Source organism: Thiorhodovibrio frisius (assembly GCF_033954835.1).
GTDB classification, from domain to species: Bacteria; Pseudomonadota; Gammaproteobacteria; order Chromatiales; family Chromatiaceae; genus Thiorhodovibrio; species Thiorhodovibrio frisius.
In genome coordinates this window covers 1,001,732-1,027,253 of record NZ_CP121471.1, presented here as the reverse complement: position 1 = coordinate 1,027,253, position 25,522 = coordinate 1,001,732, and the positions used below count along the sequence as shown (strand labels likewise).

The following is a 25,522-nucleotide window of genomic DNA, read 5'->3' as shown; positions in this document are numbered from 1 at the left end:
GGGATAGCAGTAACCTCGAGCTGGGCAATGAACGCGCGTTTTTGGGATCAAGACGCGGGCGGCATTCTAGCAGAGGCCGGCGCCTGGGTTCGCGCATGCTGGTCGCGCGGTTTTTTGGATCAGGATCAAGCCGAGACCAGGCTCAAGCCTCTTCGATCAACTCCAGCGCATTCCCGTCGGGGTCGCGACAGAAAATCGCCCGCCGACCGGATTTGCTGCGAGTAAAGCCCACGCCAGCGCCCTGCAACCGCTCGGCCAGCGCGTCCAGATCAGCCACCAGCAAGGCCAGATGCCGATCGCGCCCGCCATGCTCGGGGCGCCCGCTCACAGGGTCTGGATTCGGCAGTTCCAGTAAATGAATCTGCGCCGGCCCCAGCCGCAGCCAGGCACCGGGAAACCCGAGATCGGGGCGGCTTGGCTCGAGCGGCAAGCCGAGCAGATCATGATAAAACGCCAGCGCGCACTCGGTGTCAGCGACGATCAGGCTGACATGGTGAATGTTTAAAATCATCGGAGTCACTCGTCTTATCCAAGACGCGTCCTTGATGAAGATAGGACATCAAATCGCGCAGTCTTGCCCTGGTTAATCTTGTCATTTGCCGCCATTGCCCCGTCAGCCTACACTTCCCGCATGAACCCCGCACTACACCAACTCCAGCCCTACCCGTTTGAACGGCTCGCTGCGCTCAAGCAGGGCGTGACACCGCCGGCCAACCTCAAGCCAATTATGCTCTCTATTGGCGAGCCCAAGCATCCCACGCCGACCATCATCCGCGATGCGCTCATCGCCCACCTGCATCATCTGGCGACCTACCCCAGCACTCGCGGCCTGCCTGGTTTGCGCGCGGCCATCGCCGACTGGCTGAGTTGGCGCTTTGATCTTGGCCCGGACGGCATTGATCCCGAGACACAGATCCTGCCAGTTAATGGCACCCGCGAGGCGCTGTTCGCGGTGGCACAGGCGTTAATCGACCCGGCCAGGCAGCCGCTGGTGATGATACCCAATCCCTTCTATCAGATTTACGAAGGCGCCGCCCTGCTCGCGCGCGCCGAGCCACATTATCTGCCCTGCACCGCCAGCAATGGCTTTTTGCCCGATTTTGATCGAGTCAGTGATGCGACCTGGCAGCGCTGCCAACTACTGTATTTGTGCTCACCCGGCAACCCGAGCGGCGCGGTGATGGATCAGGCCAGCCTGCAACGGCTGATTGCACTGGCCCAGCGGCATGATTTCATCATTGCCGCCGATGAATGCTACTCCGAACTCTACCCGGACGAGTCCAACCCGCCCGTCGGCCTGCTCCAGGCGGCCGCCGCCATGGGCCTGAACGATTATCGTCGCTGCCTGGTCTTTCACAGCCTGTCCAAGCGCTCCAATGCGCCCGGACTGCGTTCCGGCTTTGTCGCCGGCGATGCGCAGCTCATTGCACAATTCTTTGCCTACCGCACCTACCACGGCTGCGCCATGCCCATTGCGCACCAGCATGCCAGCCTAGCCGCCTGGCAGGATGAGACCCATGTGCGCGAGAACCGCGCGCTTTATCGCGAGAAATTTAAAGCAGTGCTGGAGATTCTTGAAGGCGTGCTCGACTGCCGCCAGCCCGAGGGCGGTTTTTATCTCTGGGCACGCACCCCAGAGAAGGACGAGACCAGCTTCGTGCGCGACCTCTTCGCCAGCCAGCATCTGACCCTATTGCCTGGCCGCTTCCTGTCGCGCCCCAGCGCCAAGGGTGCAGACCCCGGCTGCGGCTATGTGCGCATTGCCTTGGTGCCTGAGCTTGCGGATTGCATCCAAGCTGCTGAGCGCATCCGTTGCCATTGCGCATCTTAGACTCACAAGGCCGCGAGCAGCAGACGGCGTACGGGATACCATCGACAGATTCGCCGAACCTGCAAACTTGCGTCTGATTTTCTAGCCGCGCAGCAAGCCCGAGGGCTCCAGGCGCCGCTGTCGCAAACCGGCGCCACCCTCCCGGTGCGGGGCACCTCGGGTATAATGCAAGGTCAATTTAAGCCATTTCACCTTCCGGAGCCCGACCTTGAACGAGCAGCAACAGATTATTGACCAGGCCTTTGAGCGCCGCGCCGAGATTACCCCGCGCAATGTGGAAACCCTGGTGCGGGATGCCGTGCAGGACACCATCGAGCGTCTCGACTGCGGCGAGTTACGAGTCGCGGAAAAACGCGACGGCCAATGGCAGGTGAACGACTGGGTGAAGAAAGCCGTGCTGCTGTCCTTTCGCATCGAGGACAATACTTTTATCAAGGGCGGCTTCACCAATTACTATGACAAGGTGCCCTCGAAGTATCAGGACAGCAACTCCCGCGAGTTCCGCGAGGGTGGCGTGCGTGTCGTCCCGCCGGCAACTGCGCGCCGGGGTTCATACATTGCGCCAAGCTGCGTGCTGATGCCGAGTTATGTAAACATCGGCGCTTATGTTGATTCTGGCACCATGGTGGATACATGGGCCACTGTGGGTTCTTGTGCGCAGATTGGCAAGAATGTCCACCTGTCCGGCGGTGTTGGCATCGGCGGGGTGCTGGAGCCTGTGCAGGCGGCGCCCACCATTATCGAGGACAACTGCTTTATCGGCGCGCGTTCAGAGGTCGTCGAGGGGGTCATTGTCGGCGCGGGCGCAGTCATTTCCATGGGCGTTTACATCGGCCAAAGCACTAAGATTTATAATCGCTTAACCGGTGAAACCCTGTTCGGCCATGTACCAGCCGGATCAGTTGTCGTGCCGGGCAATTTGCCGGCGAAGGATGGCACCCACAGTCTCTACTGCGCGGTCATTATCAAGCAGGTGGATGAGAAAACCCGCAGCAAGGTAGGCATCAACGAACTGCTGCGCGACATCTGAGCCACGCGCTGATGTCACCTGTATTGGAACTGGCCCAGGCACTCATCGCCCGGCCATCACTGACGCCAGATGACGCTGACTGTCAGTCGCTCTTGGGCGAGCGGCTGTCACGTCTTGGCTTTCACCTCGAGACGCTCCGGTTTGGCGAAGTCACCAATCTCTGGGCGCGTTTTGGCGACCAGACGCCGCTGGTATGCCTGGCCGGGCATACGGATGTGGTACCGACCGGCCCGCTCGATCAATGGCACAGCGACCCTTTCGCACCCGCAGTGCGTGACGGTCTGCTCTATGGTCGCGGCGCGGCGGATATGAAAAGCTCCCTGGCGGCCATGGTGGTGGCCTGCGAGCAGTTCTTGGCGAAATGTCCGAAACCCGCAGGCTCCATCGCCTTGCTGATCACCAGTGACGAGGAAGGATCCGCTGTTGATGGCACCTGCCGGGTGATGGAGACATTACAAGCCCGCAGCGAGCACATTGACTACTGCCTGGTTGGCGAGCCTTCAAGCCAGGATAAGCTCGGAGATCAAGTCCGCAATGGGCGTCGCGGTAGCCTGAATGCACGGGTGAGGCTGAGCGGCCGTCAGGGCCATGTGGCTTACCCGGAGTTAGCGCGAAACCCCATCCATCGCCTGGGCGAGGTGCTTGGCCCACTGTGCGCGGAGGTCTGGGACAGGGGCAATGCCTACTTCCCGCCAACCAGCTTTCAGATTTCCAACATCCACGCTGGTACGGGTGCCGAGAATGTCATTCCGGGCGACCTGGAACTCTTGTGCAACTGGCGCTTTTCAACCGAATTAACGCCGGAGCAGATTCAACAGCGCTTTACCGACTTACTGGAGAAAACCGGCCTTGAAAACCAGATTGACTGGCGCTTGTCGGGCGAGCCTTTCCTGACCCCGGCTGGCGCGCTGACGGAGGCGACAGCCGCTGCAATCAAAGAGGTGACAGGCATCGACACCCGACTCTCAACCAGCGGCGGCACCTCGGATGGGCGCTTCATCGCGCCGAGTGGTGCTCAGGTGGTGGAACTTGGCCCGCTGAACGCGACCATTCACAAGATCAACGAATGCGTGCCTGTGGCTGATCTGGAGCCGCTCGCGGCCATTTATGCCGGCATTCTCGTGCGACTGCTGGCCCAGCCGTCACCTTCAGTCGCTGCCTAGCGCGACGCGTGATCCGGCAGCACGATGTTGAGTTCCAGCACTTCTTGAGAATCGTCCTGATCGTAACTCACCGAGACCGCGTTCATATCGACATCGACGTATTTCCGTATCACCTCAAGAATCTCGCGCTCAAGCCTGGGCAGGTAGGACGGCCGGTCACGCGTGCGTCTATCATGCGCAACCAGAATCTGCAAGCGCTCTTTCGCGACCGAGGCTGACCCCTTGGCCTGACCTGTAGAGCGGAAATAGTCGAGTAAGCCCATAAATTAGCCTCCGAACAAACGCCCGAAAAATCCAGGCTTATCGGCGGACATAAAACGCAGGGGAACCTCCTGACCAAGATAGCGCAAGACCATATCCTGATAAGCCTGGCCAGCATTGGAGTTGGTATCGAGAATAACCGGAATGCCCGAGTTGGAAGCGTTCAGGACCGCCTGGGACTCCGGAATGACGCCGAGCATTTTGAGTGACAGGATTTCCTGCACATCAGCCACGCTGAGCATCTCGCCGCGCTCAACCCGTTCGGGGCTATAGCGCGTAAGCAGCAAGTGCTCGTTGATCCGATCAAGATTTTGTTCGGCACGCCGGGACTTACTCGAGAGGATGCCAAGCATGCGGTCAGAATCCCGCACCGAGGACACCTCGGGGTTAGTCACCACCACGGCATCGTCGGCGTAGTACATGGCCATCAGAGCGCCGTGCTCAATCCCAGCGGGGGAATCGCAAATAATATAGTCGTGCTCTTGGGCCAGGTCGTCGAGCACTCGCCCCACCCCCTCGATGCTGAGCGCGTCCTTGTCCCGCGTCTGGGAGGCCGGCAGTATCGAAAGCTTGTCGCAACGCTTGTCGCGGATCAGGGCCTGGTTCAGCCTGGCCTCGCCGTTGATCACGTTGACGAAATCATAGACCACACGACGCTCGCAGCCGAGCACTAAATCCAGGTTGCGCAAGCCGACGTCGAAATCGATCACTGCGGTCCGGTGGCCCTTTTGCGCAAGGCCCATGGCCATAGCTGCTGCCGTCGTCGTTTTGCCGACACCACCTTTGCCCGAGGTGATTACGATAACTCTAGCCAAGGATTGATCCTCCTGCTAACACATTCGGCTGCCAACACATATTGCCCCGCTGCCTTCAGGTAATAAACAGACCGATATCTTGCCGAAAAACAGACTGCACTAGCAACAGCAAACAGCAGCCAAAAAAGGGCATAGCCCGGTCAAAAAGGCTCGATCCGCAGAGTGTCCTGATCGAGATAAATCTGCACTCTGGCATTCTTGAGGTTGGCCGGAATATTCTCGCTCACGCGGTAATGACCTGCCACCGCCACCAGTTCCGCCTGTAAATCCTGACAGAATATCCGCGCCCGGGTATCACCCTTGATCCCGGCAAATACCCGACCGCGCAGCGGGCCGTAGATGTGGATATTGCCATCGGCCATCAACTCGGCCCCCGAGTTGACCGCAGCGGTGACCGTTAAATCGCCGCCGGCGGCATAGACCTTTTGCCCAGATCGCACGGGGCGGTTGATCAGCGTGGAGCCAAACTCGATACCAACACCTTCGACTGCTGTGTCGCCGGTTCTTGATTCGGACTGGCTTGATTCAGTCTGGGCTGCTTCGTCTTGATCTGGATTCTCATGCGCGGCATTTTCGCCGGCCTGTCGGTTTTCCGCCTGCTTGTGTGCCTGCGCGTTCGACTCGTCGTTAACGGGGATCTGATGCATGCGTCGGTGGCCGCCGTCGCTCATCAACACCAACTCCATCGCTCGAGCCGCACTCTGCTGCTCCGGACTGCCACCGCGTAACCCGATGGGCAGCATACCATAGCCACGCAACATCCCGACGAGCTGTGGAAAATTGATCTCGGCGGCGGGATCATCGAGCCCAGTCAGATCAATGACCACTGGAGCATGCCGAAAAAAATCAGGTGCCTGCTCGACCTTGGCAGTGATCTCATCGGCAATCTCGTTCATATCCACCCGCAACACCCGAATCACAGGGAGCGTAAAAGACGCGGCCTTGATCTCCAGGACGTTTTGCGAGCCATTCTGTTCGGATTCTGTCTCCACAGTCAATTCTCCGCCTACCACTAACCCGGCGGCCACTGCAACGCACGACCGCCAAGCAGGTGCACATGCAGATGATAAACCGTCTGCCCGCCCTGGGCGTTGCAGTTGATGACGGTGCGATAGCCCTGCTCGGCCACGCCTTCGCGCGCGGCCAACATGGATGCGACCTGAAACAAACGCCCGATCAGAGCGGCATCCTCGGCGGAGACGTCGTTCAGTGTGGCAATAGGCTTGCGCGGGATAATCAGAATATGCACCGGAGCCTGAGGATTCAGATCGCGAAAGGCGACAACCTCGTCATCCTGATAAAGGATGTCGGCGTCCATCTCCCCGCGCGCGATTTTACCGAACACAGTCTCTGACATAACTTCTCGGCCTCCTGATAATGCTGTTTCGCATTCTGCCATCTCGGAGCGATGCACGGAAGGAAAACTCAAACCGGCTGGCGACCGCAGAAGGCATGGGCCAGGGTGCCACCATCGACATACTCAAGCTCCCCGCCCAGAGGCACGCCGTGGGCGATGCGCGTGACAGGCACCTTCACAGCGGCGGCCATCTCGGCGATATAGTGCGAAGTGGCACTCCCCTCAATGGTGGGGCTGATCGCCAAAATAAGCTCGCGCACGCCGCCTGCGGCAAGCCTTTGCTGCAAGAGCCCAAGCTCAAGTTCTTCCGGGCCGATGCCGTCGAGCGGCGACAGACGTCCGCCAAGCACAAAATAGCCGCCGCTAAACTCCGTTGCCTGCTCGATTGCCGCAACGTCCGACGGACCTTCTACCACGCAGACCAGGCTTTGATCGCGCTTTGGATTCGCACAAATACCACACAGCTGCGCTTCGGTCAGAGTGCGGCAGGACTGGCAACGCCCGATCCGATCCATGGCGGCTGCCATCATGCTGGCCAAATGCCGACCGGCGTCGCGATCCCGCTCAAGCAAATAAAACGCCATGCGCTGGGCTGACTTAGGCCCGACTCCGGGCAGGCAGCGCAGGGCGTCGATCAATTCGGGCAGCAGACTGGATTCTGACACGGCACTGGTCACACACTCAGGCAGCACAACATCCGGTGGTGGCATCAGGTCTTGCAACGGGCCTTGGCAATCCCCGCCCTGCCCCGGAACTCATGGCTAGAACGGCAGCTTCATTCCCGGCGGCAGCGGCAGGCCTGCGGTCAGGTTTGCCATGCTTTCCTTTTGTTTTTCAGCGACACGGTGCACGGCATCGTTGGTGGCGGCGGCAATCAGATCCTCAAGCATCTCCTTGTCGTCGCTGAGCAACGATGGGTCGAGTTCCACCTTGCGCACCTCATACTTGCCGGTCATGGTGATTTTCACCATGCCTCCGCCCGACTCACCCGTCACCTCCTCCAGTGCCAAGCGCTCCTGCGATTCTTGCAGCTCCTGCTGCATTTTCTGCGCCTGCTTGAGCATATTCCCGATTCCGCCTTTCATGCATGATCCTCTGTCGTTTTTCGATGGAATTCTTGATCCCTGCCGGTATCCGCTGCCCCTTGGCTATTCCGATTGGGGGCCGATCAGGCGCCGGTAGCGCGAAAACTCCCCGGTACCCATTCTGCATTGAGTCGCGACACCAGTCCCAAGGCAATGGGATCCTCGCGCACCAGCACTTCGGCCTCGCGCTGAAGCCGTTGTTCTTCGCGCGCCCGCGCCCGTGCCGGGGTGTCGTTCGCCGAGCGTCGCGCCTCGATCCGCAGCCGCACCGGCTGGCCAAGCACCTCTTGCAGGGTTTGCGCGAGCCGCTGCTCCGCTGCGTCAGCCTTGATCAGGTGCTCGCAGTCGGGCTCAAGATGCAGGTGCAGTTCACCGCCGGCCCAGGAGTTGAAGGCGCAGTGCGAGGCCAACTGACGACCGAGCCCGTTCACCGGCAGATGCTCGACCAGCGCATGCCAGTCCCGGTCGCCATTCAGAGGCGGCACCACGCCTGGTGTTATCGCCGGCTGCACTACCTCAGGTTCGCGAGCACTCGCCCGCGCCACCGGGCGCCTGGACTCGGTCGGTTGCGCTGGCGCGGTTGGTTGCGTTGTCGCTGACTCGGGATAAGAGGGTTCAGCCACCTTGCTCGCCCGAGGGAGCGCTTCTGCGGCCTTGCTTCCCTGGCTGGCGTGATTTCCGGACTGGATTCCAGTTTGGGTGCCGGATTGAGCGCCGGAGGGTCCAGGCGCGGGTCCGGCTCCTCCCCCACGGGTGCCGGCGCGCGGTGCTGACGTGCTATCCGGACGGAAGGCAAGCGCGCGCAGAAACACCATTTCAAGCCCGGTGCGGGCATCAGGTGCCAACGGCAAGTCCTGTTGGCCCATGACCGCCACTTGATAGTAAAGCTGCAGATCTTCCGGCGCGACACGCTCAGCCAGGGCGTGAAGGCGCTCATAGTCGGGGTCGGCGCTGTCAAGGGTGGCCGGCACCTGCTGCGCCAGCGCCAGACGATGAAGCAATCCGATCACGGCCTTGAGCACGCCGGCAAAATCCGGTGTCAACTCGGAAACCCGGCCGATTTCCGCAAGCAGTCGGGGGGCATCGCAATCACAAAGCGCCTCGAGTAGCGCCAGGGTCAGATCCTGATCAAGCGCCCCGAGCATGGAACGCACATCGGCCAGCCGCAATTGCCCGCCACCAAAGGCAATGCCTTGATCGAGCAGGCTCAGGCCGTCGCGCATGCTGCCCTCAGCCGCGCGCGCCAGCAGCGCCAGCGCCGGTTGTTCGAATTCGATCCCCTCGGTTTCAAGGACTTGCAGAAACCGCGCCCCGATCTGCTCCGGCAGCAAATGCTTGAGATTGAACTGGAGACAGCGCGATAAAACCGTGGCCGGGAGCTTTTGCGGATCGGTCGTCGCCAGAACAAACTTCACATGCGGCGGCGGCTCCTCAAGGGTTTTGAGCAGCGCATTGAAGCTATGGCCTGAAAACATGTGCACCTCATCAATAAGGTACACTTTGTAACGACCGCGCACGGGCGCGAAGGGGACATTTTCGAGCAATTCCCGAGTCTGCTCGACCTTGGTCCGCGACGCCGCGTCGATCTCCTGCAGATCGATAAAACGCCCCTCGTGAATCTCCCGACAACTGCTGCAGGTGCCACAGGGCGAGGCGCTCACGCCCTGATCGCAATTGAGCGACTTGGCCAGAATGCGCGCCAGCGTGGTCTTGCCAACCCCGCGGGTGCCAGTGAACAGATACGCATGATGCAACTGCCCACGATCAAGCGCATTGGTCAGTGCCTGAACAACATGCTCCTGCCCGACTAGGTCGGCGAAGGTCTGCGGGCGCCATTTGCGCGCCAGCACCTGATAGCCCGTGGTGGCATGCTTGGCCGGGTCGGAATCGCTTGACAACATGCAAATGAAACAGAGCGCGCCGCTGGCTGGATGGTCGAGACACAGGATCTGAGGTTTCTGGTCCCGTCCACCCCGGTGAATGAATCCCGGTTGATGGATCCTGGCCAATAAATGCCAGAAATTCAAGATCTTGGTGGGGTGGTGGACAGTGCCAGCCACACCACGGCACAAACGTCCATCGCTGCGGCTGCTCCCTTCCGGGCCTGACCGGGTTCACGATTTAGTCTTGCGCGGGGACCGACACCACCCACCAAAACGAGAGCGCAGCATCTCAATACGCGGCGCAAGCAGGCAAGTTAGCAGAGACCCGCCGGAGATACAAGATCAGGTGGGAAAGCGCGGGATCAGCGATCCCCGTCGGAATTGGGATCGACCTCGGCCAGCAACACCCCGGTCGCCAATTCCAGATTGCGCGTCAGTTGCAGGCAATGACCGCTGGTGCCTTCAACCAGGTAGAGGTTAAATCCAGAACCGCTGCGCACCGGGCTCTGCTCGCCCAGATCATCATCCATGCATTGGGTGAAGTGCAGATCGGGCAAGGCTTCGCGCAGCGCGCTCAGAGTCTGGAGGTTCAGACCGGCGCGCTCGACGATGGTGACGATCTGATCGATGCGTTCGGGGGTGATCATTCTTCAAGCGCTTCCGCCGTAAAACGCACCCGGGACTCAGCCGGTTGGCCCATGATCTTGGCAAGCCAGGGCGGTGTCTTGTCGCCGATAATCTGTTGCAGCTCAGCAATCAGAGCCGGCGCTGCGCCACCATCGGGTACCTTGATGGGGTGAATGTTGTGCTTGACCACCTTAGCTGCGGCTGGGCCGCCAACGGATACCACATAAAGCAACTGGCAATCGGCGATCAGGCCGGCACGATAGCCGTTCTTGTCGTCATCGGCCTGGCGGTCGTCGATCTCGCGACAGTCAATCAGGCGGACCTGATCAAGGCTGACTTGATACACCAAAAATCGCTCGCAAGAGCCGAAATGGCCGTCGAGCAACTCGCCATTGTTGGAGGCAATGGCGACTCGAATCACGCCTTCGGGGTCGCTTCCCTCTGCATTGGTCAGCGGGCTTTGGGGCGCCGGGGGTGGCAGGCTGTCCGTGCTGGCGGTGCCCTTGAGGTAGGCCAGCGCAGTTTTGAGCACCGAGTTGTCGCAATCAGCAAGTTCGCCGCTGGCGCCATTGCGCAGTTGCTTGATGCTCAGGGTGTCGAGCTTTTCGGCGTTGGGTGGCAGACCAATGCAGTCGGCCAATACCGCCATCAGGCGCGCCGGCGTGGTATCGGGCAGGGCGCGCGCGGCTAGGCCAATGCGCAGCGCCATGTCTTCGGTCAGTGCGGTGGTGGTCATGGTGTTACGGGTGGTCTTAGCCAGTGTTTAGTGCATGGGGCGAACGAGTCCGCAGCCTAAAATTAGATGGGGCGAACAAGTTCGCCCCTGGACACCGCCATTATCAAACAGGAAGAATGCAGCCGTCTTCCATGCAGGCGTCGATGCACTGGGGCATATCGGACTCGCCGTCGCATTCGTTGCAGGTTTCAGTATTAATGGCATAGACGCCTTTGGCCGGGCCGATTGAGTCAGTCGGGCAGACTGGCTCGCAGTCGCCACAGGCGGTGCAAAGGTCTTTCATTATCTGGTAAGCCATGGGATATCTCCTGTCAGGCGGGCGCCATTATGCGGCGCGCTTGAATCTCAGGGTTGTCGGAAAGGCAGGCGGAGGGCTGATCGGGTCGATGTACCAGCGCGAACCGTCAGTCAGGGCCACTTCACCCCCCCAAGCCTCGGCCGTGTCAGTCTCGACGCTGGCGATGGTCTCTTCCATGTCCTTTTTTGCGACATAGAAAAGCAGAGCGCCATCGTCTTTTTTTCGAATCATCACATTGGGCATTCATGCATCCTCATGATTCGCTGCCAACCGGCGCTGTCAGTGCATGACAGCGCCGGCTACCTGCATTAACGAATCAAGTCGTAGTTAAAGTCGGTCTTGGCCATGATGCGCGTTTCTTCATCAAGACGCTCAAGCACCGCATTGACCAACGTGGTGAGAATGTACATGGCACCCTCATAGCCCATGGTGGTCATCCGATGCAGATGATGGCGGTCGAAAATCGGGAAGCCAATGCGGATCAATGGCACCTCGAATTCCTTGCCCTTGTGCAGGGTGTCGCGCTGAATGAACTTACCGTAACTGTTGCCAATCAGGAAGTCTGGCTTGTCGGTAAAGCACAGCGAGCGCATGTGCCACAGATCCTTACTCAGATAGACAGTCGCTTGCTGACCATAGGGCGAGGCAGCGAGAGTTTTTTCCAAGGCCTTTTTCCAGCGCTTGTTGGCGTGGTGACAGAGCACGTGGGTGGGCTCGGCGCCAAGTTCGAGCAGGAAGTTGGTCATACCCATAACAAAGTCCGCATCGCCATAGAGCGCAAACTTCTTGCCGTGCAGCCAGGCATGACTGTCGGTCATCATGTCCACCAAACGACCGCGCTCCTTGGCCAGACTCTCAGGGATAGCCTTACCGGTCACTTCAGAGACTTTCATCAGGAAGTTATCCGTCCACTCCAACCCCATTGGGATATCGACGTGATTACAGGGCTGGTGCCAGATGGTATCGACAAACTTCTTGGTCTTGGGCAACTGCCAAGGCTGCAGCAAGAGGGTATCGATGGCGTTAGGCGCGTCCTTGATTTCATCAATGGTGGTGCCGCCTGCATACATGCGGTACTCGCCATCGGCCGGAGTATCCAATACCTCTGACGGGTCGCACAGCAGGCTGTAGTCCACGCCCATTTCTTTCATCATGCGGTGCATGACGCGATAATTGCCAAGGTAGGTTTCAAAGCCGGGCACCAGGTTGATTTTGCCGTTGCTGCCAACCTGCTTGCCTTCCATCTCATTGACAGTGAAATAGCGCTGCACACCCTCGAACATATTGTCCCAGCCGGTGGTATGGCTGCCGACAAAGCTTGGGGTATGGGCAAAAGGCGTGGGGAATTCCGCCGGAATATGCCCTTCCTTCTTGGCGTTGCCGATGAAGGCATTGAGGTCGTCACCAATAACCTCGGCCATGCAGGTGGTGGAGACCATGATCATCTCGGGCTTGTAGAGCGCCTTGGCATTCTCAAGGCCCTCGTACATGTTCTTGTGGCCGCCAAAGACCGCCGCGTCCTCGGTCATCGAGTCCGACACGCAGGCGATCGGCTCTTTGAAGTGGCGGTTGAAATAGGTGCGGAAATAGGCTACACAGCCCTGGGAGCCATGCACATAGGGCAGGGTCTTCTCAAAGCCCAGGGAGCAGAGCACAGCACCCAGCGGCTGACAGGCCTTGGCCGGGTCGATGGTCAGGGCCTCGCGGGCAAAGTTCTTTTCCTGATACTCTTGCGTGGTAGTCCACTGAAAGACCTCTTCGACCTTATCGACCGAATGGGCTTCTTCGAACTGCTCGCGCTTGTTCTTGAAGCTTTCCTGATAGTCCTCATCAACAAAAAGGGGATAACAAGGTTTGATTTTTTCGACAGTCTGGCTCATGGGTGTACTCCAACCCCGCCGCCAATTCGCGGACAAAGGGCAAAAAGAGGCTGTAATCACCGCCCCATGGGGACGGCGCCAATGCAATATTCCGGAAAACGGTGAGGCTGCTGGTTATCCAGCCTCACCGTCGCGGCCCAGCTGGTTCAGGCGCTAGCTGCCAGTTTGACCGGCTGGTCCTCAGCCGTTTGCAGCCAGGGTGCCTGCATGCGACTCCAGCAGGGATTATTTACTGTCATATCCATATCGCGGGCAAAGATGGCAAAGCCGTCATAGCCGTGATAAGGGCCAGAGTAATCCCAGGAGTGCATCTGCCGGAAGGGAACACCCATCTTCTGGAAGATGTACTTTTCCTTGATGCCAGAGCCGATCAGATCGGGCTTCAGCCGCTTGACAAACTCCTCCAGCTCATAGCCGGTGACATCGTCATAGAGCAGCGTCGCGTTGCCCATTTCCTTCATGGTCCGGTCATAATCATCGTTATGAGCGAACTCATAGCCGGAACCGATAACTTCCATGCCTAGGTCTTCATAGGCGCCGATGATGTGACGCGGGCGCAGACCACCGACGTAGAGCATGACCTTCTTGCCTTCGAGCCGTGGTTTGTACTTGGCAACGACAGCGTCGTACTCAGCCTGGTATTTCGCGATGACCTTCTCAGCATTGGCTTGAATGGTCTCATCAAAACGTGCGGCAATGGCGCGCAGGGACTCGGCGATTTTGGTTGGCCCAAACAGGTTGTATTCCATCCAGGGAATCCCGTACTTTTCTTCCATGTGACGGGTAATATAGTTAATCGACCGATAACAATGCACCAGGTTGAGCTTGACCTTTGAGGTCAGCTCCATTTCTGGCAAGGTACCATCGCCCGACCACATGGCTACCACGCGCAGACCCATTTCCTCGAGCAGAATGCGTGAGGACCAGGCATCACCACCGATGTTGTAATCACCCAGAATGGCCACATCGTAAGGCGTGGTCTCAAAGCTGTTATCGCCATCACGATTCGACAGCACCCAATCGCGCAGCGCGTCGTTGGCAATGTGATGGCCAAGAGACTGCGACACCCCGCGGAAGCCCTCGCAGCGCACCGGAACAACCGGTTTTTCCAGCTCCTTGGTCTTTTTCTTGGACACCGCCTCAATGTCATCGCCAATCAGGCCAATTGGGCACTCAGACTGCACGGAGATGCCTTTAACCAAGGGGAAAAGCTCATTGATCTCATCGATCAGTTTATCGAGCTTCTTATCGCCACCGAAGACGATGTCCTTCTCCTGAAAGTCGGAGGTGAAATTCATGGTGCCGAAGGTATCCACGCCGGTATGGCCGACGTAATAATTCCGCCGTCCAGCGCGTGAATACTGGCCGCAGCCGACCGGTCCGTGCGAAATATGCACCATATCCTTGACCGGCCCCCAAACCACGCCGCGCGAGCCGGCGTAGGCGCAGCCACGCACGGTCATCACGCCAGGCTGGGACTTGCGGTTTGAAGTAATGCACTTCTTGGACTGTTCGACGCTTTGATCATTGGCGGCCAGATGCTTGGCGCGATCTTTCTTGGCCTTCTCGGGATAGACTTCCAGGACTTCCTGAATCAGGGCCTGGGTCTCTTCTTGGGTCATCTTTGCCATGTGGGCGATCCTCTAAACGGCGCCGCCGCTCATTCGCGGACAGACGCGCGGTCAGACTGGGACTAGGGGTTTGTTGACGATCCTGAACCAGAAGGCTTAGGCCGCAACAGCTTGCTCATCAGCGGCGGTCTTGCCGACAATGCTCTCGTCTTCTTCTTCGAGGATGCCGAACTTCATCAGCAGGTCTTCAAGCTCATCCATCGAGATCGGGGTCGGGACAACAAACATCTTGTTGTCGATGACCTTCTGCGCCAGTGTGCGGTACTCATCAGCCTGCTTGGCCTTGGGGTCGTACTCAATGACCGTCATGCGCCGAATCTCAGCGCGCTGCACCACGTTATCGCGCGGCACGAAATGGATCATTTGGGTACCGAGCTGACGGGCTAGCTCAATGATCAGCTCGTCTTCGCGCGCGGTGTTACGGCTATTGCAGATCAGCCCAGCCAGACGCACGCTGCCGGATTTCGCATACTTGCAGATGCCCTTGGCAATGTTGTTGGCGGCGTACATGGCCATCATCTCGCCGGAGCAGACGATGTAGATCTCCTGCGCCTTGTTTTCGCGAATGGGCATGGCGAAACCACCACAGACCACGTCGCCGAGCACGTCGTAGAAAACGAAGTCCAGATCGTCTTCATAGGCGCCTTCCTCTTCGAGGAAGTTGATCGCGGTAATAACGCCACGGCCGGCACAGCCCACACCAGGCTCAGGGCCACCGGACTCAACACACTTGATGCCGCCATAACCAGTCGCCATTACATCCTCAAGCTCCAGATCCTCGACCGAGCCAGCGTCAGCCGCCATCTGCATGATGGTGTCCTGCGCCTTGGAGTGCAGGATCAGACGCGTGGAGTCGGCCTTGGGATCGCAGCCAACGATCATCACCTTTTTACCGATTTCGGCCAGACCGGCGACCAGATTTTGTGTGGTCGTGGACTTACCGATACCACCCTTGCCGTAGATAGCACATTGACGTAATGCCATGAAAGTTCTCCCAGTTGGTCGCCCCTTGGGGCGGTTATTCGACAGAGTCAACTGGGTATAAGCAACTGGTGTGCCAGTCAGGAATATCCGCTTAAACGGTTGATTGGATAGGCCATCAGTCAGTCAGACATGAAGACGACAGCCCGTCGCAGAGCCGACAAAGCCGCAGTGGCTGTGCGGATAACGACATCGGGATGGGAAAACAGAGACAGGGATACAGAGACAGAAGACAGAGGGGAAAGATCGACAATAAGGAGATGGAGAAAAGCGGCTCGGGAGGAAACGCGGCCGACGGTTGGGGCCGCAATGCGCGGCTCCTGTCGCCGCTCATGGCCCTCAGCGGCTCGGCACCCGCAAGTCCGTCGGCACCTCAGCCGGCGCCACCGGCGCGCCACCCTGGCGATGACTGACATGCGCGGCCAGTGCGATAGCCAACGCCTCGCGCCCGTCGCGAATGCCACAGGCCGACTCGGCACGCCCCTCAACCGCCGCGATCAGATTCTCCGCCGCCGAGCGCCAGGTGTTAAAGGGCGCAGGTTCAGGAAATTCCGCTTCGCAGAGCTCCATAAAACCGGCAAAGTGCATGGAGCTGCCCGGCAACCACAGCTGGCGCTGGTCGTTGCCGAGCCGAATCATGCCGCGACTGCCGAGCAACTCGAACTCGAAGCGAAAATAGCCCTTGTCGCGCCCCTGCACCGTGGCGCGCACCCCGTCGGGAAACTCGATCACCACCAGACCGCCGAGGTCCTCGACAATGTCTTGCCCATCGAAGCGATAGCCGCTCTGCTCGGCAAGGCCGGAGTCATCATCCAGCCAGGCGCGCACCGCCGTCGGCTCCCCGCACCACAGCCGCAGCACGTCAAAGGCATGGGTGCCGGTGTGCAGCAGGTTGCTTGCAAAATGCACATTCACGGACTCAAACGCGCCGATGCGCCCCGCGGCAAGCCAATCCCGCACCGTCGCATAGGCCGGCGACCAACGCCGGGTGAAGGCAACAATCATCTGGGTCCCGGATGCATCCAAGGCACGCGCCATCCTGTCGGCCTCTTCCAGCGAGGTGGCCATGGCTTTTTCGCACCAGATGCCGCGCACGCCCCCCTCGGTCGCCGCCAACACCATCTCGCAGCGCTCGGTGGCATAAGCGCAGATGCTCAGTAACTCCGGCCGCTCCTGCTCCAGCATCTCCTGGTAATCATCATACAGAGGCACCTCCGGGAAGAATTCGGCAAAGGCTGCGCGACGCTCCGGGTCCGTGTCGCAGGCACCGACCAGTTCCACATCATCACGTTCCAGCCAGGCACCCAGATGCGTACAAGGCTTGGTGCGCAAAGGGTCGCGCTCCAGCAGCCAAGCCACCCGGCCAAGACCGATGAGTGCGAGACGATATGCCTTGGTCCGACTCTCGGTCATAGGCCGCAACCCCTAAAGGGTTCACCAATCGCCAAAAGATACGGCCTTGCCAGCACGCAGAGGCCACTCGATTCGCCGAGGCGGCATTTAACGGAATTTTTTACGATTTCTCTTTGCCAGATAAACACTCATGTACCCATCGCGATATCAGATCGGCTTCGCGGACATGTTCCCGCCTCCCCCTTGTCCGGAGAGCCGACATGTCTTCCGAACGTGGCTGCAAGAGTTGGTCCAGCTTCCGCGCGCTTAGTGATGCCCAACTCTGCACGCGAAAACGCCCTTCGAGCGTCTGGTGCTGGCGGTGCGCGACGACACCGACCCGGACCACAACCGGAAAACTGATCAAATTTTTTGAAAAGCCTTACAGATCAATGTTTCCAGTTGAATCATACCCGCAGAAGGCACGAGACCCAACGTGACTACAGCGGATTTTTGTGACCGCTCTTGCGGAGTTCTGTCTATAATCTGACACTAGAGCTAGTGCGAAATACTCGAGCACAAGGTTACCGCCAATCCTGCGCTTGTTGCTCGGCCGTGTTGCCCGCTCGCACTTAAGTCGTTGGGCATGGTGAAGGTGCAGCGAGGATTGAGACGATGACAGTCCGTGCGATAACTGATGAACTGACCGAAGCGATTAAGACCCTCGATCCTCAGCAGAAGAAGAAGTTGCTGGCAATCGTGAAACAATGGCGGCTCGGGCACCAGCGTCACTATGATCGCTTTGAGCAAGAATCTGCCGACGTAGCCGTTGCCTGCAATGGCCGAATCTGCCTAGGTCAGGCAAAGAACATCAGTGCAAGCGGCATTTTCATCACAATCGATCACAATTTTTTCCCCCCGTCTGATATCGTCGATCTTGTCTTTTCCCTACCAGGTGTCGACCAACCATTCAAACTCAAAGGCCGTATCGTTCGCCTCACCGAGGATGGCATAGCCGTCGAGTTCGTCAAGGTAACACCGTCTATCGCTCGAACTTTGGATAGCACACTTCGCATCCCTAAAGCCCTCTGACTCTATTGGTAGTAACGGGAGATCGCTAGAAGCGCAATACATCCGAATGATGAGCCCGTCGACCATAGAAATTAATAGTTAGGGCGAACTGTATGGCCCAAGAAATCGCTCGCCGTTGAAATGGATCAGATGTGACGGTGCATCCGCCACCCACACTTCGGTTTCCCATGCGATTTCAGCCAGGTAGCGTCCCATGATCGCCCGATTTGGGAACGCGGTGACATAGACGAGCCCGGCCGTTGAGCTGGCAAACAGGTCTGCAAGCTCGGCGTGCCGCTTGCCATCGACTGGCCCATGACTGGTAACGGACTCCACCAGTACCAACCAATTTTTCGTGGCATAGTGGAGCACCACGTCCGGCATCTTGCCATGCGAATCCACATCGACACCCAACTCTGCCAACAGAGCTGCGTCAAAGTAGCCCCACTTGTCGCCCGTGTCTCCGGCATAAACCAGCACGCTGCCCGGCGCGAAGCGCGGGGCGAAGTCCTCAATGATGGCGCGGATAAGTTCGCTATGCTCGCCCGGGCTGATGGTTATTTGCTGGCCCGGTGCAATCTCAACCGGGATGCGGTTCTGATCGCGTTCTTTGGCGTACTTAGCAACTAATGTTTCACACTTAGCCAGATAGGCAACGAGGTTTTGGTGCCACGCTGGACTGCCGAAGGTTCTTAGCAGGTCTAGCGCGGCAGGTTCGATCTGATAGACCGCTTTCGGGCTATTCACCGGGCGGTCGGGCCTATCCGGATTGTAAAGGGCTACACCCGCGTCACAGAACTGATGCATGGTCTGACGACGCACCGTCTCCCGAGTATTCGGCGCATAGTCCTTGCCGTAGTGCTCCCGCGCCCAATCCATGATCGGTGTGATACCAATCAACGGGTTTTCGGCATCGGCCCATGCTTTGCCCGGCGTGAGGTTTAGCAGGGCCAGCAGGCACAAGGCGGAACGCTCGTTCTGCTGTGCACGAGGAAGCCCCAACGAAAGGATGATCTGCTTTGCAGCCCCAATGGAATCGTTCTTTTCCTTCATGCGTTCAGTGTTCCTAGCCTGGCGTCGATCTGGTCTTGCGAGAGCGTTCCTTGGCTCGCAGCCCATTCGCCAAGTTGGATCAGAGCGTCACGGCTCGGGTACCTCATTAGCCTCAGGTCGGTCGCGTTGACTTGTGTGTGACCACTGAAGCGCCGAAACTGCTCATCTACTGCGGTCATATTCAGGAACACCGCCAACCCACGGGCCAGCGGTTCAGGTAGGCCATGCTTGTTGTCATGAAACAGGTTTAGATGGTTCTCGAAGCCCAGCACAGGCGCCTCACCAAATATCCCAGGTTCAACCACGCTCGCGACAATCCGGCGTTTTTCCTCCTTGGACGAGAACCGGCGCACCACACAATAATACCCGTTCGGGTAGAGCCATTTTTCGGTTTCGGCGTTACGCTCTATGGCGTTCGACTTCTTCATACCTTCTATTGGCCATATTGTGCCGCTGCTGCTGAAATGGCCGGGGTAGAGCAAGGGCACAGCGCCCGGCCCAGGCGTGTCACGCAGATGCGCTTTCAGGCGGAAATCGACTACCGGCCCGGTCGAAATCCGGATGCCAATATCGGCCAGTGTGTAGCGGATCGCTAGGGATTGCTCAAAAGTGCTCTGCTGCGACGACATCGGCACATGGATAAACCGCTCAGGGTCATCCAAAAACACGATCCGGTCAAACGGATGTTGATGGGCGGTAAGGTCGGAAAAGCTGTCATCGGCTGATGTCGAAACCGTCACCGGACCCTGTTGGGCGCCGCGCTCCAAGCGGATGATGATGTTTTCCTGTAGAACATTATCATCCTTAAAAGCCTTGCTGCGCGATTCAAACAGGTGCATGTGGCGGATGGCCGTACGCTCAAGAATGAAATCACGGAATGGTCGGTAATATGGCCCATTGCAGAAGCTGCGCGGGATGATAGCGACAATCTGCCCGCCCTGCGCAGATAGACCAACGGCCAGCGCCACAAAAGCGCTATAGAGATTCACTGTCTCGATGCCAGCACGGCGCAAAGCCAACCGGTGTGCCGAATTGCTGTTGATCTTCTTGTAAGGCGGATTGAGAATTGCGTGAGTAAAGTGTTTCAGGGGGCTAGAAAACAGATCGCCGGTCAATGATTCAACCGCACAATGAATAAAATCTTCTTCTCGGATATTGACGAAAAAATCGCCTTTGCCATCGAACTTAGTTAGTGTCGCCGACAAATATTCAATTAAATTATGGTCAAGCTCAAAGGCATCGATTTCAACGCGCTGAAAATGCAACCCTCCGTTCCTCCATCTATCCAAAAAAGCCGCAGATAGCGAACCGATCCCTGCTCCGGCGTCTAAAAGGCGGCAATCCCCACCTCCATCTGGAAATAGGCCCGCCATAAATGCCGCTGTTCTTTCGGACGTGAGAAACTGCCCGAAATGCGCCTTTTTTTCCGCTCGGGTAGTTTTTGATAGCTGCAGTCTTCTATGCTCAACCGCTGATAGCAAAACGGTTTCTCCTTCTTCTTTGCGCCGGAACGCCAAGCTCAGCAGAGCCGGTTATGCAGGAGCGAAACCGACTTCGACTGGAGCGCATCGTCATGCGATTCTATTGATTATCTATGGGAATAAATCGAACCCGACCCGTTTGATTCAAGGAGATCAGTTTGTTGTGGGCGGCTTGGTTCACGATCAGTCTTCTTGTCCTTGATGTGGCTTCCAAAATAGCTGCGCTATTCTCAGGCCGTTAACCGCCAATAATCTCATTCAGCCCTTCGATGGCATGGGCAAGCTCGTCTGGGCTGAGGCTACCAATCTTCTTTCCGATGCGCTCAGTCGATAGCGTCCGAATCTGACTGATCTTGACCCACGACCGCTTTGGCAGCTTGGAAGCAAGAATCTCGTGTGTCAAAGGAAAGCCTGCGCGCTGCTCTTGGCTAGCAAGCGCCATTGCGATGACAGTGCCGGAGCGCTCATTGAAAATGTCTTGGCTCAGAATGAGAACCGGGCGCTCACCGGATTGCTCGCGCCCAATAGTCGGATTGAGATCAGCCCAGCGAATCTCGCCCCTCAATATTGTGGCCATGCGCCCAACTCCTCAGACAATCCTTCGTCAGCCATGGCCTTCTCAAAGGCAGGGTCCAGTTTGGCACACTGCTCAGCGAGGCGGTTCCGCTCAAGTCGCTCCAGCTTCTCGCGAACAGCCTCCTGTATGGCGCGGCTACGATTGCTAAATACCTTGCGTCTAACCAGGGCATCGACCTTGGCAAGAACACCTTCCTCAATGGTTATTGCTACCTTCGCCTGACTCATTACAGCGACCCTCTTCGGTATGACAAAACATCATACTTCCGGATTGGCATAGTGGCAAGGTCCGAACCCGCTGCGCTCTTGATAGTCAAGCGCCTTCGGCAGATCAGTCTTCCACAAAATGCTCCCAGCGCAAGGGTGTGCCGCGCGCGAGATTGCAGGCGAGCCGGCGCCCGATCACTTGCGGGTAGGCTTTCGGCGGCAGGCCCAGGCCGGGGCGAATGATTTGCAGATGCTCGGGGGCCAGGATGGTACCGGCGGGTAGGTCGGCGACCAAGTAGATGGAGCGGCGATGGGTGAGAGATGCCTGTTCTGCTGGTGCGCAGCCGATTTCGCCGCTGCCGAGAGCGGCGTGGGCGGCGCGGGTGTTGGTGACCAGTGCCTTGAGCTCTTCGGGTTCGAGTGAGAAGGCGGCATCCACTGCGCCGCCAGCGCGCTCAAGACATAGGTGCTTTTCGATGGCGACCGCACCCAGGGCGGTGGCGGCGATGGCGGCGGTCTGTCCGAGACTGTGGTCGGACAGGCCGACTGGGACGCCGTGGCGAGCCGCGAGGGCGGGAATGGCGCGCAGATTGGCCTGGTCGAGGGGCGCGGGGTAGGCGCTGATGCAGTGCAATAGCAGCAGCGAGCAACAGCCGTGAGCGCGCAGGCAGGCGATGGACTCGTCGAGTTCCTCCGCGGTGGCCATGCCGGTGGAGAGAATGACCGGCTTGCCGGTAGCGGCGACGCGTGCAAGCAGCGGCTGGTCGAGATTCTCGAAAGACGCGATCTTGTAGCAGGGGGTGGCGAGGGTTTCGAGAAAGTCCACCGCGCTGGCGTCGAAGGGGGAGCTGAATGCGATCACGCCCAGCTCGCGCGCGCGCGCTAACAGCGCTGGATGCCAGTCCCAGGGGGTGGCCGCGCGCTGGTAGAGGTCGAACAGCCGCTCGCCACGCCACAGGCTGTTTGGGTCGTCGATCACGAAGCCGGGGCCGTCGTGATCCAGCGTCATGGTCTCGGGCTTGTAGGTCTGTAGCTTGATGGCGTCGGCCCCGGCGCGCGCGGCGGCATCGATCAGCGCCAGGGCGGTGTCCAGCGAGCCGCCGTGGTTGCCGGAAAGCTCGGCGATGATGCGCGGCGGCTGGTCGCGGCCAAAGCGCAGATCGCCGATGCGAAAGGCGTCATCCGTCATGGGATGACTGGCTGGATTTCTGGTCCGAGGCGCGCGGCCAGGCGGCGAGTTGCTCGTCGTCCACCAGTCGGTCGATGCCGTGGCGCAGCAGGGTCAGGCCGGCGCGCACTGGGCGCGGGTGGCGGGCGTCGGTGTCGCCGGCCAGCAGGGCAAGCAGGCGGCGCGGGGAGTCTAGCCCAGCGGCAATCGACAGGCTGGAGGCGCCGCCGAAGCGCGCGTTGACCTCGATGACATGGGCGCCCTCCTCCGGCGTCCAGAACGCCTGCATCATGACATGGCCAATGAGGCCAATCGCCTGGCTGAGCGCCAGTGCGAGCTCGGTCAGCGCCGGGACCGATTCGACTCGGCTGGTGCAGGCCTCGCCGCCGCGAATGCGCAGCCGCCGACGGGCAACGGCCTGTAGCGGGGTGCCATCCCAGTCGAGCAGGGCATCGACGGAATACTCGGGCGCGTCCCTAGCTTGTTGCACCAGCAGCTCGGGGCAGTCCGCGCGCATTGCGGCGAGCCGGGCTCTGGTGCGGACCAAGCCGGTGCAGTCGGGCTGGCGACCTAGGCGCGGGCGCACGAAGACCGGGCGCGACGCTGTCGGCGGGCATGCACTGGACTCATCGGCGGCCAGAGCACTGGCTCCCAGGTGCTCCGGCGCGTCCAACCCAGTGGGTGCCTTGATGTTAATCCTGCCGGATGCCGTTTCAAGCCCCTCGGTTGACTCCCAGGCTGGCTCAACCAGCGGGGGAATTGGAAACCCGCGCTGAAGGCAGAATTCGGCGAAGCGCATTTTATCGGCGCACAGGGCGAGCGCGGAGGCCGGGCTGACCAGCGCCTGGGTGCCGATATCGGCCAGGGCCGGTGTCAAGGCCGCGACGCGCGCCAGTTCGACATCAGCCGTCGGCACCAGCACGGCGATGCGTTGGCGCTCGCATAGCTCGAGAAGAGTTGGCGCCCAGTCGGGTTGGTTGCAGTGCGGCAGCAGGAAGGCCTGATCGGCATCGAACAGGGCGGCGGCATCTCGGGCGCAGTCGACTGCGGTCAGGCGGCCACCGCACTCGGCGGTCGCCTCGCGCCAGGCACGCACCAAGGGCACTTTGGCGCCGCAGCTGAGCAGCAGCACATTCATCGCGACCGCTCCCGGCGAGTGCACGCGCCAGAGTGACTGCGCATCAGGCGGCCTCCAGAAGGGCGCGCGGGGCGCGGATGAATGCGGCTTGACCGATCAGCTTGCGGGCATTGCGCGCGATTTCCCGCAGTCGGCCCGGTGCTTGCAGCGCGGCGGCGATGCGCGCGGCCAGTTGCTTGGCGTCGAGCTGTTCGACTGGCCCGAGGTACTCGATGGCATCGCGCGCGGCCAGATCCTCGGCGACCGGGCGCTGATGCGGCACCAGCGCCAGCACCAGCGCGGGCACGCCAAGCCAGCCGCGCTCCCACAGGCTGCCGCCGGCAGCGCCGATAACAAGATCAGCCGCTTGCAGTTGCGCCGCCATGGCCCGCACTTGGCGCACCAGGCGCAGGCGCGGCAGTCCCTGGGCAGCAGTGCGCAGGGCAGGCCAGTGCAGATTGCCGGGGCCGGCCACAAGCAGAATGCGTTCGAGCCCGTCGAGCGCGGAAGTCGCCTGCAGCCGCTTGAGGGCGGCGAGGGTCAGCAGACTGGCGCCGGGCGGATCGCTGCCGCCGAAGGAAATCAGCAACCGTCTCACATGGCCATCCCGCAGGCGCGGCTGACAGCGCAGAAAGTCCTCGCCCAGCAATGCGTATTCCGGCCCCAGTAGCAGGCGGCAATGCGCCGGCACTAGGAACCGATAAGCTCCGGCATCAATAGGCAGATTTGGGTTCAACAGCAGGTCGCACTCTTGTTCGGTTTCGGCCAGATCGTCGATCACCAGCCGCCAGCGTGCCAGACCCCGCAGCCGAGCCTGCCACGCGGCACCCAGGCCGTGGCGGTCAAGAATTAACCAGTCGACCGGTTGCGCCGCCAGCGGGCTTGCGCAGGCGTCAGCGTCGTCAAGCGGGTTGAGCGGCGGTGGTGGGTCAGCGACAGCCGATGGCTCGGCTGGTAACCAGTGTATCGGCAGGCCAGCCGCCTGCATAACAGGCTTGAAGTCTCCGGCCTCGGCGCGGCACAGAAAGGACACCTCGGCACCATCGCGCGTTAAGGCACGCGCCAACGCAAGACAGCGCATCCAGTGTCCCGCCCCCAGCACTGGGGAGACATCGCAACGGATCGCAACCCGCATCGGCTAGTCGCCCAGGGTCTTCTGCCGCACATGGGCATTGAGTCGACAGAGTTCCGGATGAGCGTCGAGCAGATCGAGCACATCGGAAGTGGGGAAAATGCGGGTATCATCGCCAAGTGCCTGATAAATAGCCTCGATCAGCAGCCAGTCGTCTTCGGTGTCCAAGGTCCAGCGATGCTGGGACAGATCCTGGTCGCTGCGGAAAGGGCGCAGGCGGAAATCCTGGGGATGCTGATAGATGTAGGGCGTCACATGCTCGAACTGATAGGCCTGGGTGGATTTTTTGCACACAATATCCAGCACTTTTCGGGTAAAAATTGTGGTATCCAGACCGCGCGGCCAGGTGACACCACCCCACATGTTGCTCAAATAATCCAGCGGCTCGCCGGCGGCACGCAGCCAGCGCCAGCGCTCGAGCATGCGGGTTAGGAGTTCCGGATCATACAGCGGGCAGTCGGCGGTGATGCGGATGATCACATCGGCCTGATGCTCGGCAGCGGCCTCGCAGTAGCGCGAGAGCACATGTTGCTCGCTGCCGCGATAGACGCTGGCACCATAATGGCCAGCGGCGCGGACCAGTTCATCGTCGGCCGCGTTAGTGGTGGTGGCGACCACCACCGCATCCACCAGCGGACAAGCTTTCACTCGGCGTATTACCCAGCCGATGACGGGCACTCCGCAGAGTTCGCGCATCACCTTGCCCGGCAGGCGGGTGGAGGTCATACGCGCCTGAATGATGGCGACGGTGCGCTCGGGCGGGCGCGAAACAGCTTGTTCGGATTCGTTCGGCATGTTCGCACCTCC

28 protein-coding genes and 1 other RNA gene are annotated in these 25,522 nt (G+C 59.7%); 4 read left to right on the top strand and 25 right to left on the bottom strand.

Annotated features, from left to right (window positions below):
- Window positions 1–142 precede the first annotated feature (142 nt).
- Window positions 143–511 (bottom strand): VOC family protein, encoded by a 369-nt coding sequence (locus Thiofri_RS04985; RefSeq protein ID WP_009150614.1) that lies wholly within the window; start codon window positions 509–511, stop codon window positions 143–145.
- 120 nt (window positions 512–631) lie between these two features.
- Here Thiofri_RS04985 and dapC point away from each other — a divergent pair, with 120 nt between their 5' ends.
- From dapC to dapE, 3 genes are all read left to right on the top strand, one after another.
- Window positions 632–1,831, top strand: a complete 1,200-nt coding sequence (dapC, locus tag Thiofri_RS04980; protein ID WP_009150613.1) for a succinyldiaminopimelate transaminase — start codon at window positions 632–634, stop codon at window positions 1,829–1,831.
- 208 nt (window positions 1,832–2,039) lie between these two features.
- Window positions 2,040–2,861 carry a 2,3,4,5-tetrahydropyridine-2,6-dicarboxylate N-succinyltransferase gene (gene dapD / locus Thiofri_RS04975; protein WP_009150612.1) on the top strand — a complete coding sequence of 274 codons (822 nt, stop codon included), beginning with the start codon at window positions 2,040–2,042 and terminating at the stop codon, window positions 2,859–2,861.
- A gap of 11 nt (window positions 2,862–2,872) precedes the next feature.
- Window positions 2,873–4,024, top strand: coding sequence for a succinyl-diaminopimelate desuccinylase (gene dapE, locus Thiofri_RS04970; RefSeq protein ID WP_009150611.1), 1,152 nt, complete (start codon window positions 2,873–2,875; stop codon window positions 4,022–4,024).
- Here dapE and minE read toward each other — a convergent pair.
- The 16 genes from minE to Thiofri_RS04890 all read right to left on the bottom strand — a co-directional run bounded on the left by minE (window position 4,021) and on the right by Thiofri_RS04890 (window position 16,991).
- The gene (gene minE, locus Thiofri_RS04965; RefSeq protein WP_009150610.1) at window positions 4,021–4,287 is read right to left on the bottom strand and encodes a cell division topological specificity factor MinE; all 267 of its coding nucleotides are present in this window, start codon (window positions 4,285–4,287) and stop codon (window positions 4,021–4,023) included. The genes dapE and minE overlap by 4 nt on opposite strands.
- A 3-nt stretch (window positions 4,288–4,290) precedes the next feature.
- The gene (minD, locus tag Thiofri_RS04960; protein ID WP_009150609.1) at window positions 4,291–5,100 is read right to left on the bottom strand and encodes a septum site-determining protein MinD; all 810 of its coding nucleotides are present in this window, start codon (window positions 5,098–5,100) and stop codon (window positions 4,291–4,293) included.
- A gap of 140 nt (window positions 5,101–5,240) precedes the next feature.
- Entirely contained in the window at window positions 5,241–6,092 is an 852-nt protein-coding gene (gene minC, locus Thiofri_RS04955; protein ID WP_009150608.1) for a septum site-determining protein MinC, read from the bottom strand.
- Window positions 6,093–6,112: 20 nt separating this feature from the next.
- Window positions 6,113–6,457 carry a histidine triad nucleotide-binding protein gene (locus Thiofri_RS04950; RefSeq protein WP_009150607.1) on the bottom strand — a complete coding sequence of 115 codons (345 nt, stop codon included), beginning with the start codon at window positions 6,455–6,457 and terminating at the stop codon, window positions 6,113–6,115.
- Between the two features lie 68 nt (window positions 6,458–6,525).
- The gene (recR, locus tag Thiofri_RS04945) at window positions 6,526–7,167 is read right to left on the bottom strand and encodes a recombination mediator RecR (RefSeq protein WP_009150606.1); all 642 of its coding nucleotides are present in this window, start codon (window positions 7,165–7,167) and stop codon (window positions 6,526–6,528) included.
- A 51-nt stretch (window positions 7,168–7,218) separates the two neighbouring features.
- Window positions 7,219–7,542, bottom strand: a complete 324-nt coding sequence (locus Thiofri_RS04940) for a YbaB/EbfC family nucleoid-associated protein (RefSeq protein ID WP_009150605.1) — start codon at window positions 7,540–7,542, stop codon at window positions 7,219–7,221.
- An 83-nt stretch (window positions 7,543–7,625) separates the two neighbouring features.
- Window positions 7,626–9,443 carry a DNA polymerase III subunit gamma/tau gene (gene dnaX / locus Thiofri_RS04935; protein WP_009150604.1) on the bottom strand — a complete coding sequence of 606 codons (1,818 nt, stop codon included), beginning with the start codon at window positions 9,441–9,443 and terminating at the stop codon, window positions 7,626–7,628.
- Between the two features lie 146 nt (window positions 9,444–9,589).
- Window positions 9,590–9,686: signal recognition particle sRNA small type (ffs, locus tag Thiofri_RS04930), an RNA gene on the bottom strand.
- 101 nt (window positions 9,687–9,787) lie between these two features.
- Window positions 9,788–10,072, bottom strand: a complete 285-nt coding sequence (locus Thiofri_RS04925; RefSeq protein WP_009150603.1) for a DUF6129 family protein — start codon at window positions 10,070–10,072, stop codon at window positions 9,788–9,790.
- The gene (locus Thiofri_RS04920) at window positions 10,069–10,788 is read right to left on the bottom strand and encodes a dinitrogenase iron-molybdenum cofactor biosynthesis protein (RefSeq protein WP_009150602.1); all 720 of its coding nucleotides are present in this window, start codon (window positions 10,786–10,788) and stop codon (window positions 10,069–10,071) included. The genes Thiofri_RS04925 and Thiofri_RS04920 overlap by 4 nt, the downstream gene beginning before the upstream one ends.
- 103 nt (window positions 10,789–10,891) lie before the next feature.
- Window positions 10,892–11,086 (bottom strand): 4Fe-4S binding protein, encoded by a 195-nt coding sequence (locus Thiofri_RS04915; RefSeq protein ID WP_009150601.1) that lies wholly within the window; start codon window positions 11,084–11,086, stop codon window positions 10,892–10,894.
- A gap of 27 nt (window positions 11,087–11,113) precedes the next feature.
- Complete coding sequence (nifT, locus tag Thiofri_RS04910; RefSeq protein ID WP_009150600.1) at window positions 11,114–11,329, bottom strand: putative nitrogen fixation protein NifT; 216 nt, start codon at window positions 11,327–11,329, stop codon at window positions 11,114–11,116.
- 65 nt (window positions 11,330–11,394) lie between these two features.
- Entirely contained in the window at window positions 11,395–12,966 is a 1,572-nt protein-coding gene (gene nifK, locus Thiofri_RS04905; RefSeq protein WP_009150599.1) for a nitrogenase molybdenum-iron protein subunit beta, read from the bottom strand.
- A gap of 146 nt (window positions 12,967–13,112) precedes the next feature.
- A complete protein-coding gene (nifD, locus tag Thiofri_RS04900; RefSeq protein ID WP_009150598.1) occupies window positions 13,113–14,597 on the bottom strand; it encodes a nitrogenase molybdenum-iron protein alpha chain in 1,485 nt (494 codons plus the stop codon).
- Window positions 14,598–14,693: 96 nt separating this feature from the next.
- A complete protein-coding gene (nifH, locus tag Thiofri_RS04895) occupies window positions 14,694–15,581 on the bottom strand; it encodes a nitrogenase iron protein (RefSeq protein WP_009150597.1) in 888 nt (295 codons plus the stop codon).
- 336 nt (window positions 15,582–15,917) lie between these two features.
- On the bottom strand, window positions 15,918–16,991 hold the full coding sequence (locus Thiofri_RS04890) for a Gfo/Idh/MocA family protein (RefSeq protein ID WP_009150596.1): 1,074 nt from the start codon (window positions 16,989–16,991) through the stop codon (window positions 15,918–15,920).
- Between the two features lie 594 nt (window positions 16,992–17,585).
- Here Thiofri_RS04890 and Thiofri_RS04885 point away from each other — a divergent pair.
- Window positions 17,586–18,002: a PilZ domain-containing protein gene (locus tag Thiofri_RS04885; RefSeq protein ID WP_009150595.1), complete on the top strand. Its 417-nt coding sequence runs from the start codon at window positions 17,586–17,588 to the stop codon at window positions 18,000–18,002.
- Window positions 18,003–18,080: 78 nt separating this feature from the next.
- Here Thiofri_RS04885 and Thiofri_RS04880 read toward each other — a convergent pair whose 3' ends face one another.
- The 8 genes from Thiofri_RS04880 to Thiofri_RS04845 all read right to left on the bottom strand — a co-directional run bounded on the left by Thiofri_RS04880 (window position 18,081) and on the right by Thiofri_RS04845 (window position 25,510).
- On the bottom strand, window positions 18,081–19,034 hold the full coding sequence (locus Thiofri_RS04880; RefSeq protein ID WP_040857474.1) for a BsuBI/PstI family type II restriction endonuclease: 954 nt from the start codon (window positions 19,032–19,034) through the stop codon (window positions 18,081–18,083).
- Window positions 19,031–20,551 (bottom strand): Eco57I restriction-modification methylase domain-containing protein, encoded by a 1,521-nt coding sequence (locus Thiofri_RS04875; protein ID WP_223296812.1) that lies wholly within the window; start codon window positions 20,549–20,551, stop codon window positions 19,031–19,033. The genes Thiofri_RS04880 and Thiofri_RS04875 overlap by 4 nt, the downstream gene beginning before the upstream one ends.
- Before the next feature lie 202 nt (window positions 20,552–20,753).
- Window positions 20,754–21,092, bottom strand: coding sequence for a type II toxin-antitoxin system PemK/MazF family toxin (locus tag Thiofri_RS04870; protein ID WP_009150593.1), 339 nt, complete (start codon window positions 21,090–21,092; stop codon window positions 20,754–20,756).
- Window positions 21,077–21,319 carry a ribbon-helix-helix domain-containing protein gene (locus Thiofri_RS04865; protein WP_009150592.1) on the bottom strand — a complete coding sequence of 81 codons (243 nt, stop codon included), beginning with the start codon at window positions 21,317–21,319 and terminating at the stop codon, window positions 21,077–21,079. Before Thiofri_RS04865 ends, Thiofri_RS04870 begins: the two co-directional genes overlap by 16 nt.
- Window positions 21,320–21,422: 103 nt before the next feature.
- Window positions 21,423–22,487, bottom strand: coding sequence for a pseudaminic acid synthase (gene pseI / locus Thiofri_RS04860; protein WP_009150591.1), 1,065 nt, complete (start codon window positions 22,485–22,487; stop codon window positions 21,423–21,425).
- Window positions 22,477–23,604 carry an ATP-grasp domain-containing protein gene (locus Thiofri_RS04855; RefSeq protein ID WP_009150590.1) on the bottom strand — a complete coding sequence of 376 codons (1,128 nt, stop codon included), beginning with the start codon at window positions 23,602–23,604 and terminating at the stop codon, window positions 22,477–22,479. The genes pseI and Thiofri_RS04855 overlap by 11 nt, the downstream gene beginning before the upstream one ends.
- A gap of 43 nt (window positions 23,605–23,647) precedes the next feature.
- On the bottom strand, window positions 23,648–24,718 hold the full coding sequence (gene pseG, locus Thiofri_RS04850; RefSeq protein ID WP_009150589.1) for a UDP-2,4-diacetamido-2,4,6-trideoxy-beta-L-altropyranose hydrolase: 1,071 nt from the start codon (window positions 24,716–24,718) through the stop codon (window positions 23,648–23,650).
- A gap of 3 nt (window positions 24,719–24,721) precedes the next feature.
- Window positions 24,722–25,510: a cytidylyltransferase domain-containing protein gene (locus tag Thiofri_RS04845; RefSeq protein WP_009150588.1), complete on the bottom strand. Its 789-nt coding sequence runs from the start codon at window positions 25,508–25,510 to the stop codon at window positions 24,722–24,724.
- Window positions 25,511–25,522: the final 12 nt, after the last annotated feature.

Coding starts and splice junctions, on each gene's coding strand:
- Thiofri_RS04915 (WP_009150601.1), bottom strand. CDS start 11,086: ATGGCTTACCAGATAATGAAAGACCTTTGCACCGCCTGTGGCGACTGC.
- nifH (WP_009150597.1), bottom strand. CDS start 15,581: ATGGCATTACGTCAATGTGCTATCTACGGCAAGGGTGGTATCGGTAAG.
- Thiofri_RS04885 (WP_009150595.1), top strand. CDS start 17,586: ATGACAGTCCGTGCGATAACTGATGAACTGACCGAAGCGATTAAGACC.
- Thiofri_RS04870 (WP_009150593.1), bottom strand. CDS start 21,092: ATGGCCACAATATTGAGGGGCGAGATTCGCTGGGCTGATCTCAATCCG.
- Thiofri_RS04845 (WP_009150588.1), bottom strand. CDS start 25,510: ATGCCGAACGAATCCGAACAAGCTGTTTCGCGCCCGCCCGAGCGCACC.
- Thiofri_RS04925 (WP_009150603.1), bottom strand. CDS start 10,072: ATGATCACCCCCGAACGCATCGATCAGATCGTCACCATCGTCGAGCGC.
- dapE (WP_009150611.1), top strand. CDS start 2,873: ATGTCACCTGTATTGGAACTGGCCCAGGCACTCATCGCCCGGCCATCA.
- recR (WP_009150606.1), bottom strand. CDS start 7,167: ATGCCACCACCGGATGTTGTGCTGCCTGAGTGTGTGACCAGTGCCGTG.
- Thiofri_RS04940 (WP_009150605.1), bottom strand. CDS start 7,542: ATGAAAGGCGGAATCGGGAATATGCTCAAGCAGGCGCAGAAAATGCAG.
- pseI (WP_009150591.1), bottom strand. CDS start 22,487: ATGACGGATGACGCCTTTCGCATCGGCGATCTGCGCTTTGGCCGCGAC.
- nifT (WP_009150600.1), bottom strand. CDS start 11,329: ATGCCCAATGTGATGATTCGAAAAAAAGACGATGGCGCTCTGCTTTTC.
- minE (WP_009150610.1), bottom strand. CDS start 4,287: ATGGGCTTACTCGACTATTTCCGCTCTACAGGTCAGGCCAAGGGGTCA.
- Thiofri_RS04985 (WP_009150614.1), bottom strand. CDS start 511: ATGATTTTAAACATTCACCATGTCAGCCTGATCGTCGCTGACACCGAG.
- nifD (WP_009150598.1), bottom strand. CDS start 14,597: ATGGCAAAGATGACCCAAGAAGAGACCCAGGCCCTGATTCAGGAAGTC.
- Thiofri_RS04880 (WP_040857474.1), bottom strand. CDS start 19,034: ATGAAGGAAAAGAACGATTCCATTGGGGCTGCAAAGCAGATCATCCTT.
- Thiofri_RS04950 (WP_009150607.1), bottom strand. CDS start 6,457: ATGTCAGAGACTGTGTTCGGTAAAATCGCGCGCGGGGAGATGGACGCC.
- dapC (WP_009150613.1), top strand. CDS start 632: ATGAACCCCGCACTACACCAACTCCAGCCCTACCCGTTTGAACGGCTC.
- Thiofri_RS04865 (WP_009150592.1), bottom strand. CDS start 21,319: ATGAGTCAGGCGAAGGTAGCAATAACCATTGAGGAAGGTGTTCTTGCC.
- Thiofri_RS04855 (WP_009150590.1), bottom strand. CDS start 23,604: ATGAATGTGCTGCTGCTCAGCTGCGGCGCCAAAGTGCCCTTGGTGCGT.
- dnaX (WP_009150604.1), bottom strand. CDS start 9,443: ATGTTGTCAAGCGATTCCGACCCGGCCAAGCATGCCACCACGGGCTAT.
- pseG (WP_009150589.1), bottom strand. CDS start 24,718: ATGCGGGTTGCGATCCGTTGCGATGTCTCCCCAGTGCTGGGGGCGGGA.
- nifK (WP_009150599.1), bottom strand. CDS start 12,966: ATGAGCCAGACTGTCGAAAAAATCAAACCTTGTTATCCCCTTTTTGTT.
- Thiofri_RS04890 (WP_009150596.1), bottom strand. CDS start 16,991: ATGACCGAGAGTCGGACCAAGGCATATCGTCTCGCACTCATCGGTCTT.
- Thiofri_RS04920 (WP_009150602.1), bottom strand. CDS start 10,788: ATGACCACCACCGCACTGACCGAAGACATGGCGCTGCGCATTGGCCTA.